This window comes from Mesorhizobium sp. P2_F5 (assembly GCF_056403715.1).
In genome coordinates this window covers 191,549-204,285 of the sequence record NZ_JBFUEY010000004.1, presented here as the reverse complement: position 1 = coordinate 204,285, position 12,737 = coordinate 191,549, and the positions used below count along the sequence as shown (strand labels likewise).

Here is a 12,737-nt window from a genome sequence, read left to right as displayed (position 1 = left end):
GCTATGTCGCTAAAGCTGACATAAACATATGTTTATATCTTTTCAATGAGAATACGCCAATGCATGTCTCACTCGATACGATGGTGGATACGTTGAAGGCGGCCGCCGAATCCAGCCGCTTGCGCATCCTGGCGCTGCTGTCGCGTGGCGACCTTACCGTGTCCGATCTCACCGAGATTCTCAGCCAGTCGCAACCGCGGGTGTCGCGCCATTTGAAGCTGCTGATGGAAGCCGGGCTGATCGGCCGCTACCAGGAGGGCTCCTGGGCCTTTTTCCGGCTGTCCGATACCGATTCTGCTCGCGGCTTCGTCATGGGGCTGGTCTCCGGCATTCGCGGCGCCGATCCGCAGGTCGAGCGCGATCTCGAGCGGCTGGCTGCCGTCAAGCGCAAGCGGCAGGACCGCGCCGCCGAATATTTCTCCGAAAACGCCGCCAGCTGGGATCACATCCGCTCGCTGCACGTGCCTGACCGCGCGGTCGAGGCAGCACTGCTGAAGCTCGTCGGCAAGCGGCCGTTCCAGTCGATGCTCGACCTCGGCACCGGCACCGGACGGCTGTTGGAGATATTCTCGCCGCTCTACCGGCGCGGCGTCGGCATCGATATGTCGCGCGAAATGCTGACGGTGGCGCGCGCCAATCTCGACAAGGCCGGCATTGCCAATGCGCAGGTCCGCCAGGGCGACATTTTTTCGCCGCCGGTCGAGCGCGACGCCTTCGATCTCGTCACCATCCATCAGGTGCTGCACTATCTCGACGATCCGGCGCGGGCCATCCGCGAGGCGGCGAGGCTGTTGCGTCCGGCGGGCCGGCTGGTGATCGTCGACTTCGCGCCGCATGCGCTGGAATTCCTGCGCGACCAGCATGCGCATGTCAGGCTGGGCTTTTCCGATCGGCAGATATCAGAATGGTTTGCCGAGGCCGGGCTCGACCTCGAGGATGCCCAGGAATTCGAGCCGCGCGGCGGCAATGAAGCCAGGCTCACCGTCAAGCTGTGGCTCGGCCGCGACCGCCGCATGCTGATCGCCGAACCTTCGAACGACACTCTGCCGGCCAAAGCATACCAAATTGGGGAAACCGCCTGATGAACCAGTTCCGCTTTTCCCGCCGTCCCGACATTGGCGACAAGGTCCGCGTCTCGTTCGAGTTCTTCCCGCCGAAGACCGACGAGATGGAGGCGAGGTTGTGGGACACCGTCACCAGGCTGGAGCCGCTGAAGCCGAAATTCGTTTCGGTGACCTATGGCGCCGGCGGCTCGACGCGCGAACGCACCGCCCGCACCGTCAAGCGCATCCTCAACGAGACGACGCTGACGCCGGCGGCGCACATGACCTGCGTCGACGCTGCCCGCCATGAGGTCGACGCCGTGGTCCGCGAATTCGCCGAGATGGGCGTGAAGCGCTTCGTCGCCTTGCGCGGCGATCCGGCGGCGGGTGTCGGTACCGCCTACCGACCGCATCCCGATGGCTATGCCAACGGCGCCGAACTGGTCGGGGCGTTGAAGGACGCCGGCGATTTCGACATTTCGGTCTCGGCCTATCCGGAAAAGCATCCGGAAAGCCCTGACTTCGCCACTGATTTCGACATGCTGAAGCGCAAGGCCGAGAATGGCGCGACACGGGCGATCACCCAATTCTTCTTCGACAACGATCTCTACGAGCGTTACGTCGAGAAGGCACGGCGCGCCGGCATCTACATCCCGATCGTGCCCGGCATCCTGCCGGTGCACAATTTCACCCAGGTCGCCAATTTCTCGGCACGCTGCGGTGCGCTGGTGCCGGCCTGGCTGGCCGAGCGTTTCGAAGGGCTGCACAACGACCCACAGACCCATGCGCTGGTTGCGTCGGCGGTGGCGGCCGAGCAGGTGCTGGATCTGGTCGAGCGCGGCGTCAGCGACTTCCACTTCTACACTATGAACCGGGCCGACCTGGTGTTTGCCATCTGCCACATGATCGGCATCCGCTCGCATGAGGCGGAGGCGGCGGGATCGGCCGCAGCCTGAGAGACCGTTTGGAAATTCTACTCCGGCGGCCATCTGATGGCGTTTTCTGCGCTTCCGGTGCTCACGGACCCAAATGTCCGCTGCGCTCCGGTTCTCGAAACCACCATCATATGACTCGCCAGAGCGAATTTCGAAACAGTCTCTGAGTCAATGCGACCTGAAATGCAAAAGGCCGGGCGAAAAACCCGGCCTTTCGAATAGCTTAGACTATTTTGGTGCTGTCTTCTTCCGCTCTGGCGGTTACGGAAGAACGCCTATGATAAGGGCGCCAATGAATGCGAATGCAGCACAGATCATCAATGCGTTGATTGGCCTCGTAAGTCCCATGTCATAGCCTCCTCTATGAAAGAGCTATGGGTGGAGTCTAGGGTCATTTGTGCCACAGGCAAGCGGAAAATATGCTGCAATGCGACGTAATTGTGGAATTTGCGACCTGCCATTTGGCGTTAGGCATTGAAACTCTTCGGCAAATTCCCGCTTGCAGGCTGTGAATAAATTGTGACGGGGCTGTGGCGGAAGCGTGGCATGGCAGCGCTACCAGACCTAAAGCGAGTCGCGTTTGAGCGGATTCACGCGACGCGCTTTAGGTCTTTGTTTTTGTGCATGTCGTTCTCACAAAACCGGGGCCGCTTTTGAGCGACATGCATTAGCGCCGGCCAAACAACCGCCCGTCGATCGTCACCAGGCCGAAGGCGATCAGCGCCATGCCGCAGAACTCAAAGAGGGCTAGCCGCTCGCCGAGGAACAGCAAGCCGAGCAGGATGGCGCTGGCCGGCACAATGAGCGTGACCAGCGAGGCGTTGGTGGCGCCGGCCGAGGCGACAAGGTTGAAATAGAGGATGTAGGCGAAGGCGGTGGAGAGCAGCGCCAGCGCAAACACCGCCGCCCAGACCGGTGGCGAGGCCGAGAACAGGCCGGCCGGGCCATAGGTGAACAGCACGACCGGAATCATGATGATGGTCGACGCCGTCAATTGTCCGGTGGCGATGACCGGCGAGGGCACGCCCTTGAAGCGGCGGGCGATCATCAGCGCAACGGCGTAGGACAGCGAGGCGCCGATCAGCGCGAACTTCGCCCAGACCGGACCGCCGAGACCGGCAAGCAGGCCGGGGCCGATCATGACAGCGGTACCGGCAATGCCGAGCCCGATGCCGGCAAGCTTGTTCCAGGACAGTTTCTCGTCCGATGTCAGCACGTTGGCAAGGATCAGCGTCCAGAACGGCGTCGTTGCATTCAACACCGAGGCGACGCCGGCGCCGAGCGCGGTCTGGCCGGCGAAGATCAGCGAGAACGGCACGACATTGTTGGCGAACGCCAGCAGGAAGAACAGGCCGGCATGCGGCAGAGCGAGGCGGAAGGATGGGCCGCGAATGGCGAGATAGAGCTGCAGCGCAATGGCCGCGATGGCGACGCGAAACAGCACCAGCACCAGCGGGTGCATCTCGGCAACGGCGATGCGGGCAAAGAAGAACGAGCCGCCCCAGATGGCGCCAAGCAGCAGAAGCTGGCCCCAGTCCCTGAGCGTCATCGGTCCGCGCGGCACGGCCGTTGTGGCTATTGCCATTGTGAAATGTCCTCCCCAAGACGGCATGAATGCCAGCCGCTCAGGCAGAAGGCATATCGCGTTCGGCGACAAGGGCCACCCGAAACCTGATCGTTGGCAAACGCGATCCGACGCTAGCCGAAGCGTCAGTGCCCGCCAGACACAGAATTGTTTTCTTTAGCCGCTAGCTTGGATTAATTGTGCGCAGGCGAGAAGTTAGGGGATTCGTCCATGCAGCGATTCGAGAATGCCCGCGAGGCAGCGCTGACGCTTCGTCCGGACGACCCGGTCTACTGCTTTCGCCCGCAGGTGCTGAAGGCGGATGCCAAACAGTTCATGGGCATGTTTCCCGGCAAGACCGCCTATGCGGTCAAGACCAATGGCGAGCAGATCGTGCTGAAGGCGCTGGTCGAAGCCGGCGTCACCGCCTTCGACGTCGCTTCGCCGGGCGAGTTCGCCGCCGTGCGCGCGGTCTCACCCGACGCCGAGATGCTTTACATGCATCCGGTCAAGGCGCAGTCGGACATCAAGCTGGCGCTGGAGAAATACGCCATCCGCGTCATCTCGCTCGACCACGAGGACGAGATCACCAAGCTGACGCGGGTGGTGCGAGCGCTCGACATCGATCCGGGCGCCATCAGCGTCTTCGTGCGCATCCAGACCAAGGGGTCGGCGGCCTACGAACTGTCGAAGAAATTCGGCGCCGGTCCGGCCTATGCGGTCGAACTTGCCGAGCGGCTCAACCGCACCGGCTACAAGGTTGGGCTTTGCTTCCATGTCGGCAGCCAGATCGAGGATCCCGACACCTATGAGCGGGCGCTGGCCTCGGCCGACTGGGTGCGCAACCGGCTGACCTTCGACGTTGCCGGTCTCGATGTCGGCGGTGGTTTCCCCGCCGAATATGGCCATGATCCCAACCGCAAGCAGATCGAGATGCCGTCGCTCGGCCAGATCATGTCGCGGCTGTCGGGCGACCTTAGGGAATACCAGTTCGACCAGATACCGCTGGTGGCCGAGCCCGGCCGGGTGATCGTGGCGCGCTGCCTGTCGCTGATCGTGCGGGTGCTGTTGCGCAAGGGCAAGCGGCTCTACATCAATGACGGCATCTGGGCGTCACTGTCGGATTCATGGACCGGCAAGATCACGCTGCCGGCGCGTTTCATCCCCGATCCGGCGATCCGCTCGCGCAATGGCGAGGAGAAGAACATCGTGCCGTTCAAGGTCTGCGGTGCGACCTGCGATTCCGTCGACATCCTGTCCCGGCCGTTCTGGCTGCCGGAAACTGTCGACACCGGCGACTGGATCGAGATCGGCCATATCGGCGCCTATTCGCTGTCGCTGCGGACCCGCTTCAACGGCTTCTACCCCGACACGTTCGTCGAGGTGACGACGCCCTTCGACGAAGGCGATGCGCCGCAGGGGTTTGCGAGCCTGGAGACGATGGCGGATTAGGCCACCCCGCCACCGGCCTGGATATTCTCGCCGGTCAGCCAGCGGGCCTCGTCGCTGGCCAGGAAGACCGCGACATCGGCAACGTCGCGCGTGGCGCCAATCCTGCCGAAGGGCGACATGCCGGCGGCCACGACGCGGTCGCGATCGGGAAGCAGGTCGGTGTCGGTATAGCCAGGCGACAGCGCGTTGACGGTGACGCCGCGCGGTCCGAGTTCGCGCGAAAGCACCCGAACGAACTGTTCGACGGCGCCCTTGCTGCCGAGATAGAGCGCCGTCTGCGTGAAGAACATCTTGGTGCCGCCGGTGGAGACCGCGATGATGCGGCCCCCGTCTCGCACACGGCGCGCAGCTTCCTGAAGTACGAAGAAGGTGCCCTTGGCATTGGTGCCGAAGACATGGTCGAAATCGGCTTCGGTTGCCTCGGCCAGAGGTTTGATGACGGCGACGCCGACATTGGCAACCACGATATCGATCGCGCCGAATTCACTCTCGGTCTCGTCAAACAGGCGGCGGATATCCGAAACGCTGGCCATGTCGGCCTGGATGGCGATCGCCTTTCCTCCCTTGCCGGCGATGGCGGCCACGACCTCGTCAGCGGCTTTGTGGTTGCCGACATAGTTGACGACGACGGCAGCGCCCTTGGCCGCGAGCCCTTCGGCGACGGCTCGCCCGATGCCGCGCGAACTGCCGGTGACGAGTGCGGTTTTGCCTTGCAAGGACTTGGACATGATACATTTCCTTCAATCATCCAGGCCCGCGCCGGTTTCATCTGTCGGGGCCGATAGTCGAGAAATAGGGCCATGCAACTGATCAGATAATGGCCTATTATCTGACTGGCTTGTTAATCCATGGATACATAATGCGCGGCTCCGAATTCACCGAGCTCAAGGCATTCGCGGCAATCGTGGAAGAGCGTAGCTTCGTCCGCGCCGCCGCCCGGCTGCGTCTGTCCCCGCCGGCGCTCAGCCAGTCGATCCGCCAATTGGAGGCGCGCATCGGCGTCAGGTTGCTGAACCGCACGACGCGCAGTGTTTCACCCACTGCTGCCGGCGAGAAGCTGTTTGCGCGCCTTGCCGTTGCGTTCGAAGAGCTGGAGGGCGCCGTGGCGGACATTCATGCCGCGCGTGATCGGCCGGCGGGTTCGCTGCGCATCAATGTGTCGCGTGTCGCGGCGATGCGTTTCATCGCGCCTATCCTGGGAGACTTCCAGCGCGCCTATCCCGATATCGAGCTGACGGTGATCGTCGACGACATGCTGACCGATATCGTCGAGGGGCGGTTCGATGCCGGGATTCGGCTCGGCGAGCGGTTGCAGAAGGACATGGTGGCGGTCAAGCTCAGCGATGATCTGCAAATGGCGGCAGTCGCTGCTCCGGCCTATCTCGAAGGCCGCGTGATTCCCCGTCATCCCCAGGATCTGCACCAGCACCAATGCATCAATTTTCAATGGCCGGGTGGCGGCAACATCTACCGGTGGGAGTTTTCGCGCGGCAAACGGGTTCTGGAAATTACAGTTCAGGGCAGCCTGACCGTCAACGACACCGACCTGATTCTGAATGCGGCGCTGGGTGGAGCAGGTGTCGCCTACATGATCGACTATCAGGTCCGGTCCTGGATCGAGGCGGGCAGGCTGATCAGATTTCTTGAGCCCTGGTCGCCCAGCTTTCCCGGCTTCTTCCTGTATCACCCAAGTTCGCGACACGTCCCGCCGGCTTTGCGGGTATTTATCGATTTCGTCCGGGCAACGAGTAGGGAATAGGGAATGCAGCTTGGGGAGATTCTACTGCCTACGCCCTACTGCCTACTCGCTCTCTTCACAGCTTCCCCAACAGCTCCGGCGTCGGCCAGCCGTCGACCGCCAGCCCGAGCCGTATCTGTTCCTTGCGGATGGCTTCGCGGGTGTTGGTGCCCAGAATGCCGTCGACGGTACCGACGTCATAGCCCCTGGCTTCGAGCTTGGTCTGCAATTCCTTCATCTGGTCGCCATTGAGCCCGGTTTCGGGGTTGCGCGGGTCGAACTGCTTTGCGCCGGCAAGCCGGGTGGCGAAGTTGGCGGCGGTCAAAGCGTAGGTGAAGGACTGGTTCCATTCGAGATAGACGTCGAAATTGTCATAGGCGAGGAAGGCAGGCCCCTTGCGGCCCATCGGCAGCGCCAGGCCGGCCTTCAGGCCGTTGTCGATCAGCGGCGTGCCGTCGGGGTTGGTGACGCCCCATTGAGCCCATTGCGACAGCGGCAGCTTGTTGGTGCGGCCGGTCTGCTCCCACGGCATGTCCTCGGGCACGCGCACTTCCTCGATCCAGGGCTGGTCGCGTTTCCAGCCACGCGACAGCACCTTGCTGGCCGTGGTCATGATCACGTCGGGCACGCTGCGCCGGAGGTCGACAATGCCGTCGCCGTCGCCGTCGACGCCGCGCGCCAGATAGTCGGAGGGCAGGATCTGCGTCTGGCCAATCTCGCCGGCCCAGGCGCCGGTGACCTCGGCCGGCACGACGCCGCGATCGATCAGCATCAACAGCGGCACCAGTTGCGGCCGGAACAGCTGCGGGCGGCGGCAGTCATGCGACAGCGTCACCAAGGCGCTCAGCGTGTGGAAATCGCCCTGCACGGCGCCGAAATCGGTCTCCAGCCCCCAGAAGGCGGTGATGATCGGCGCCTGGACGCCAAACTGCTGATCTGCGCGGGCGAAGACGTCGGCGTATTTCTTCAGATTGGCCGCGCCCTGCTTCAGCCGGTAGGCCGAGATCATGCGGTTGGAGAACTGGATGAAGGTCTGGGCGAAGACGCCCTGGGCGCGGTCGCGCGCCAGCACCTTGTCGTCGATGTTGGCGTCTTCCAGTGCGTCGAGGCCGATAGCACCGACACCGGCCGCCTTGGCTTCCGCCGCCACGCCTTGCTTCCAGGCTTCGAAGTCGCCGCCGCATTCCTGCGCCGCCGCCGGCATGGCCGCGGCGCTGAGCAGCAGGGCCGCGAGCAGCCCGGGGCGCAGTCGGCTCGTTGACTGTTTCCGGCGTGGATATCCCAGTGGTTGCAGGTAAGTGCGCATGCGACGTCGAAAAGCAGGCGGCAGAGCCGGTGTCAACGGGTGTTCTGCCGCAGCCACTTGTTTCGGACGGCTTCGCTGCCGTTGCACCGGCGACAACGGGCGTTCTGCTGTAGCATCTGTTTCCGGGCGACTTCGCTGCCGTTGCGCTGGTGTCAACGGGTGTTCTGCCGCAGCCACTTTTTCCAGGCGGCCTCGGAGCCGTTGAAGACGTTGATGTCGCTCTTGCCGGTCATGCCGGGAACGATGCCGGTTCCGGTATATTGCCAGAAGGTGAAGGGGTGGCTGCCGTATTTCTGGCGGGGGTGGCCGGCGACCGAGCGCAGCCAGTAGGGATAGCCGCGGAAAGTCGAAAGGTTGTTGTCGTCGAAGAAGTCGACCGAGGTGTAGATGATCGGCTTCTTGCCGTAGTGCCGCTCGACGATTTCGAGAAAGGTGGTCATCTCCGCGCGCACCGTCGCCGAATCCGGGCGCAGCCGGCAGGTCGGCGATTTCGGGTTCCATTCCATGTCGAGCACCGGCGGCATGGCCGAGCGGTCGACCGGCACGTTCTCGATGAACCAGCGCGCCTGGGTGGCGGCCGGCGTGCAGAAATAGAAGAAATGGTAGGCCGCGCGCGGAATGCCACTGGCTTTGGTGCGGGCCCAATGCTCGTTGAAATACTCGTCGAAACGATCGCCGCCCTCGGTCGCCTTGATGAAGGCGAAGGAGATGCCGCTGGCCTTGGCTGTCGGCCAGTCGACCGACGTCTGGTACTTTGAGACATCGGTGCCGTGAACAGCGTAATTCCAGGGCGCGCCGCTGTCCCATTCATGCGGCTTGGAGTCTTCGAAGCGCGGTGCGCGCACCGCAACCGTCGGGCTGCTCGAAGGCGACATCGACGGCATGAGATCGCCTGCGGTCGAGCAGGCGGCCAGCAGCGTCAACGTGATGAGGGCCGCGAAACGGCGCATCGCATTTCCCGAGCCGGAATCAGCCGGTCGCTGTTGGGTTTTGTTGTTGCGGGTGGCCCCACCAGACCAGACGATCGCCCCACAGCATCGCCTGATTCTCTATTCTCGTGCATGTCGTTGTCCCAAAACCGCCGTGCACTTTTGGGCGACATGCACCAGTGATCGCCGATCATGGTTGATAACAGGTTGATGGCGCTCGACAAGAACACCGATTTTGCGGAAGCAATGGCGGCAAATCGATGACATTAATCGAGCCGGGAAGCTACCGGGCAGCGGAAAAGCAGGGACGAAAAGATGCGGATCGTCGTGAAGATCATCAAATGGCTGCTCGGTCTGGTCGTGCTGGCGGTTGCCGCCCTGTTTGCCTGGCTCTACATCGCGCCGCCCGAACTGATCCGCGTCGGCTCGGGCTATTCGGCCAAGATCGTCTGCTCGAATGTTTTTGTCGCTGGACGCGACGCCAATGAGGTGCTCGCCGTCGACGTGCAGGCGCCCGGCCATCCACTGCTCAGGCTGATGAAAGTGTCGGTCGACAAGAACAGGGGGACTGTCTCGGCCGGGCTGCTTGGCTTCCTCGGCAAGAGCGTTGCCGTCGCGCGCGACGGGCTGGGTTGCGCCTCGGTTCCCGATGGCGATGTCGGCAAGGTACGGCGCACGACAATCCCTGCCGAAGCGTCGGTGGCCACCAAGGGCGATCTGTGGCCGGAGGGAGATCGGGTCGATGCCTCGCAGAATCCCGAGATCGGCAAGATCCTCGACGATGCAGGGATGACCGGAACCGGCATGCGGGCGGTGGTGGTGGTGAAGAATGGCCGCATCGTCGCCGAGCGTTATGGCGACGGTTTTTCGGCGAAGACGCCGCTGCTCGGCTGGTCGATGACCAAGACGGTCAATGCCGCGCTCGTCGGCACGCTGGTCAAGGACGGCAAGATGGCGGTGACCAACCAGGGCCTGTTCGGTCCCTGGAAGGCGGACGGCCGTGCCGCCATCAGCCTTGCCGATATGATGGCTATGTCGAGCGGGCTGGAATTCAACGAGGATTATGGCGACGTCGCGGATGTAACGCGCATGCTCTATCTCGAGCCCGACATGGCGGGCTTCGCCGAATCCAAGCCGCTGACCGGCGAAGTCGGCAAGGTCTTCTCCTATTCGAGCGGCACGGCGGTGATGCTGTCGCGGCTGTGGCAGGACGCCATCGGCGACAAAGCCAAGGCGCTGGCGTGGCCGCGCACCGCGTTGTTCGCGCCGCTCGGTATGCAGAGCGCGGTGCTCGAAACCGACGAAGAGGGTACCTTCGTCGGCTCATCCTATCTCTACGCCACCGGCCATGACTGGGCGCGCTTCGGGCAGTTCCTGCTGCAAGGCGGGGTGTGGAACGGCAACCAGATCCTGCCGGCCGGTTTCGTCGACTGGATGCGCGAGCCGGCGCCCGCCTCGAAAGTCTATGGCAAGGGGCAGCTGTGGATCGAGGCTCCCGGAGACGAAGGAAACCCCGGCGCCGGCGTCGCCGCCGGCCTGCCCAAGGATACCTACTGGATGGAGGGCCATGACGGCCAGACGGTCGCCATCATCCCGTCGGAGCAGTTGGTGGTGGTGCGGCTGGGGCTGACCCCGGCCAAACTCGGCTATCGGCCGCAGGTGATGCTTGGAGCGCTGGTGAAGGCGCTGCATTAGCTCCTTTACCCTCCCCTTGATGGGGAGGGTCGGCGCGCAGCGCCGGGGTGGGGTGCCTAGCGCTTCACCCCCACCCGCGCCTTCGGCGCGACCTCCCCCATCGAGGGGGAGGTGAGGTTGCGCGGCCCTATCACCGCCAGCCAGGCGTAGCCACGATAAAGCGTGCGGAAACGGAAGGTTGCGCCGGTTCGCCGAGATTCCGATTCCAGGACTTCGCGCAACGATTCACGCGGCGCGACATGGAATTTTTTGAGCCAGCCGCGCAGCAATGTCCGGAACCAGTTAGGCAAGCCTTCCTGCTGGCCGAAATCGACGACGTGCAGCGAGCCGCCGGGTGCGAGTGCCGCGAGAGCTGCTGAAACCGTCTTTTCCCAACCGGGGATCATCGACAGCGAGTAGGACACGAAGATGCGGTCGAAGCGCTCGACGCCGAACAGGGTTTTGGCATCGAAATCGGTGGCGTCGCCGCGCGCCAGCACGACGCGGCCGGAGAGGCCCTCGCGGGCGACGGCAGCGCTGGCCGTCTCCAGCATCTCGGCCGAAATGTCGAGGCCGTAGAAGCGGGCATCCGGGTAGCGGCGGGCGGCAAGCGCAATGTTGCGTCCGGTGCCGCAGCCGAGTTCGAGCACTGTGCCGTTCGCCGGCACATCCAGCCCCGCTATCATCTGGTCGCGGCCGAGCAGGTAGTACTTGCGGGTCAGGTCGTAGATGTGGCGCTGCCAGCGATAGACGCCGTCCATCAGTTCGGCATGGTCGGCCGGCAGTTCGCTCGTGCTCATGCCGCGCGCTTCAGATAGAGGTGGAAGCCGCCATAGATTGCCGAGCGGTCGCGGGCCGAATAGTCTCGCGAAGCTTCGTCCTCGTAGGTCCACTGGTCGAGCAGCGAGGTTGAGACGCGGCCTGGCAGCAGGCTGGGTTCGGCGGCGGTGCGGAAGATGACGCGGGCGCCGACCGAGGCGGTGCGGGTGATCTCAGACCACAGCGCGTTGAGTTGGTCATCCGTCATCCAGTCCTGTGCGTCGAGCAGGATGAAGCGGTCGACCGTCCCGGCATCCTTGCCGGCCAGGAATTCGATCAGATTGGCATGGTGGATGCCAACGCGACCGACATTGTTGCGGATCGCCTTGTAATTGCGTTCTTCGAGATAGGCGGGAAGGGCGGCCTCACCCGGATTGGGATAGCGGCGAGCAAAAGCCTGCCAGGCGAAGTAATTGTTCTTCAAAGGAAAATCGCAAGCGAGCTTTTCCAGCCGGGCCTTCAGCACGCTGGCCATTGAGCCGTCGCCCGAGGTGATCAGCGAATCGTACTGCGCCGGCGGAATGCCGAGACCGAACAGCGAGGCCTTGCGAGATGTCGCCCAGCGCAACAGCTTCTTGTCGAAGACCGGCGCCAGCTCTTCGTTGAAGAAGCGGCGCTGGTCGCCGATGCTCTTCGACGCCATGATGCCGGCGGGGTCGACACCGAAGAATTTGGCGGTGCGATGGCCCATGGCGATAAACAGGCCGAGCAGGCCGGTCTGGTAGAAATTGCGGTCGAAGACGGTGATGCGACGGCGGCCGCGCCAGTTGCGGCGCTCCCAGTAGTGGCGGCTGACCGGATCGAGATGCGGCGCGATGAAGCGGTCATAGGCTTCCGAATTGTGGCTGGTGTCGGCGGCGCCAAAGAAACGGAACAGGTCGCCCTGCGAAGGTAGGTGGCGCACCGCCTCCAGCTTCATCCGGTTCAAGGCGATGTGGGCGGCGTTGAGATCGACCGCGTCGATGCGTTCAGGCGAACGGGTCAGGTAAGCGAGGATGTTGCAGCCGCCGGAGGCGATGGTGACGACGCGGTGGCCCTGCCCAAGCTGCATGGCCTCCATGTCGACTTCGGGGTCTTCCCAGATCTGCGGATAGACGAGGCCGGAAAACAGGAGCGCAAACAGCCGCTCGGAAAGGCCGGCCTTGGACAGCGGGCGGTTCTGGTAGACGGCTTTTCCAACTTCCTTGCCACGGCGAAAGACCAGATCTGCCGAAACGTCCGTCATGGCTAATGATTCCCCATTTGCTTTGGCGCAAGCGGGTAGCGCAGCGTCATGA

Annotated in this window: 11 protein-coding genes; 5 read left to right on the top strand and 6 right to left on the bottom strand. The window is 63.4% G+C overall.

All coding sequences use genetic code 11. From position 1 onward, the window contains the following. Positions 1 to 59: 59 nt before the first annotated feature. Positions 60 to 1,082, top strand: a complete 1,023-nt coding sequence (locus AC1DYO_RS07555; protein WP_477261827.1) for an ArsR/SmtB family transcription factor — start codon at positions 60 to 62, stop codon at positions 1,080 to 1,082. After that, positions 1,082 to 1,999, top strand: a complete 918-nt coding sequence (metF, locus tag AC1DYO_RS07550; RefSeq protein WP_477261825.1) for a methylenetetrahydrofolate reductase [NAD(P)H] — start codon at positions 1,082 to 1,084, stop codon at positions 1,997 to 1,999. Before AC1DYO_RS07555 ends, metF begins: the two co-directional genes overlap by 1 nt. 646 nt (positions 2,000 to 2,645) lie before the next feature. Here the strand turns inward: metF and AC1DYO_RS07545 are convergent. Continuing rightward, the gene (locus tag AC1DYO_RS07545; RefSeq protein WP_477261823.1) at positions 2,646 to 3,563 is read right to left on the bottom strand and encodes a DMT family transporter; all 918 of its coding nucleotides are present in this window, start codon (positions 3,561 to 3,563) and stop codon (positions 2,646 to 2,648) included. A 210-nt stretch (positions 3,564 to 3,773) separates the two neighbouring features. Here AC1DYO_RS07545 and AC1DYO_RS07540 point away from each other — a divergent pair, with 210 nt between their 5' ends. Then, the gene (locus AC1DYO_RS07540) at positions 3,774 to 4,994 is read left to right on the top strand and encodes an alanine racemase (RefSeq protein WP_477261821.1); all 1,221 of its coding nucleotides are present in this window, start codon (positions 3,774 to 3,776) and stop codon (positions 4,992 to 4,994) included. Here the strand turns inward: AC1DYO_RS07540 and AC1DYO_RS07535 are convergent. Further along, on the bottom strand, positions 4,991 to 5,722 hold the full coding sequence (locus tag AC1DYO_RS07535; RefSeq protein WP_477261819.1) for an SDR family oxidoreductase: 732 nt from the start codon (positions 5,720 to 5,722) through the stop codon (positions 4,991 to 4,993). The two genes, AC1DYO_RS07540 and AC1DYO_RS07535, sit on opposite strands and share 4 nt — an antisense overlap. Positions 5,723 to 5,853: 131 nt before the next feature. Here AC1DYO_RS07535 and AC1DYO_RS07530 point away from each other — a divergent pair, with 131 nt between their 5' ends. Beyond that, positions 5,854 to 6,753 carry a LysR family transcriptional regulator gene (locus AC1DYO_RS07530; RefSeq protein WP_477261817.1) on the top strand — a complete coding sequence of 300 codons (900 nt, stop codon included), beginning with the start codon at positions 5,854 to 5,856 and terminating at the stop codon, positions 6,751 to 6,753. Positions 6,754 to 6,808: 55 nt separating this feature from the next. Here AC1DYO_RS07530 and AC1DYO_RS07525 read toward each other — a convergent pair whose 3' ends face one another. After that, positions 6,809 to 8,038 carry a lytic murein transglycosylase gene (locus AC1DYO_RS07525; protein WP_477261815.1) on the bottom strand — a complete coding sequence of 410 codons (1,230 nt, stop codon included), beginning with the start codon at positions 8,036 to 8,038 and terminating at the stop codon, positions 6,809 to 6,811. A gap of 152 nt (positions 8,039 to 8,190) precedes the next feature. After that, a complete protein-coding gene (locus AC1DYO_RS07520) occupies positions 8,191 to 8,988 on the bottom strand; it encodes a glycoside hydrolase family 25 protein (protein ID WP_477261813.1) in 798 nt (265 codons plus the stop codon). Positions 8,989 to 9,282: 294 nt separating this feature from the next. Between AC1DYO_RS07520 and AC1DYO_RS07515 the strand changes: the two genes are divergently transcribed. After that, positions 9,283 to 10,662: a serine hydrolase domain-containing protein gene (locus tag AC1DYO_RS07515; RefSeq protein WP_477261811.1), complete on the top strand. Its 1,380-nt coding sequence runs from the start codon at positions 9,283 to 9,285 to the stop codon at positions 10,660 to 10,662. 56 nt (positions 10,663 to 10,718) lie between these two features. On the opposite strand, the gene AC1DYO_RS07510 is transcribed toward AC1DYO_RS07515, so the two are convergent. Together AC1DYO_RS07510 and AC1DYO_RS07505 are read right to left on the bottom strand one after the other, a co-directional pair. After that, the gene (locus AC1DYO_RS07510; protein WP_477261809.1) at positions 10,719 to 11,441 is read right to left on the bottom strand and encodes a class I SAM-dependent methyltransferase; all 723 of its coding nucleotides are present in this window, start codon (positions 11,439 to 11,441) and stop codon (positions 10,719 to 10,721) included. Continuing rightward, positions 11,438 to 12,685, bottom strand: a complete 1,248-nt coding sequence (locus tag AC1DYO_RS07505; protein WP_477261807.1) for a BtaA family protein — start codon at positions 12,683 to 12,685, stop codon at positions 11,438 to 11,440. Before AC1DYO_RS07505 ends, AC1DYO_RS07510 begins: the two co-directional genes overlap by 4 nt. Positions 12,686 to 12,737 lie beyond the last annotated feature (52 nt).

What these genes read in the sequence shown, in the direction of transcription:
- AC1DYO_RS07555 (WP_477261827.1), top strand. Translation starts at nt 60, where the DNA reads ATGCATGTCTCACTCGATACGATGGTGGATACGTTGAAGGCGGCCGCC.
- metF (WP_477261825.1), top strand. Translation starts at nt 1,082, where the DNA reads ATGAACCAGTTCCGCTTTTCCCGCCGTCCCGACATTGGCGACAAGGTC.
- AC1DYO_RS07545 (WP_477261823.1), bottom strand. Translation starts at nt 3,563, where the DNA reads ATGGCAATAGCCACAACGGCCGTGCCGCGCGGACCGATGACGCTCAGG.
- AC1DYO_RS07540 (WP_477261821.1), top strand. Translation starts at nt 3,774, where the DNA reads ATGCAGCGATTCGAGAATGCCCGCGAGGCAGCGCTGACGCTTCGTCCG.
- AC1DYO_RS07535 (WP_477261819.1), bottom strand. Translation starts at nt 5,722, where the DNA reads ATGTCCAAGTCCTTGCAAGGCAAAACCGCACTCGTCACCGGCAGTTCG.
- AC1DYO_RS07530 (WP_477261817.1), top strand. Translation starts at nt 5,854, where the DNA reads ATGCGCGGCTCCGAATTCACCGAGCTCAAGGCATTCGCGGCAATCGTG.
- AC1DYO_RS07525 (WP_477261815.1), bottom strand. Translation starts at nt 8,038, where the DNA reads ATGCGCACTTACCTGCAACCACTGGGATATCCACGCCGGAAACAGTCA.
- AC1DYO_RS07520 (WP_477261813.1), bottom strand. Translation starts at nt 8,988, where the DNA reads ATGCGCCGTTTCGCGGCCCTCATCACGTTGACGCTGCTGGCCGCCTGC.
- AC1DYO_RS07515 (WP_477261811.1), top strand. Translation starts at nt 9,283, where the DNA reads ATGCGGATCGTCGTGAAGATCATCAAATGGCTGCTCGGTCTGGTCGTG.
- AC1DYO_RS07510 (WP_477261809.1), bottom strand. Translation starts at nt 11,441, where the DNA reads ATGAGCACGAGCGAACTGCCGGCCGACCATGCCGAACTGATGGACGGC.
- AC1DYO_RS07505 (WP_477261807.1), bottom strand. Translation starts at nt 12,685, where the DNA reads ATGACGGACGTTTCGGCAGATCTGGTCTTTCGCCGTGGCAAGGAAGTT.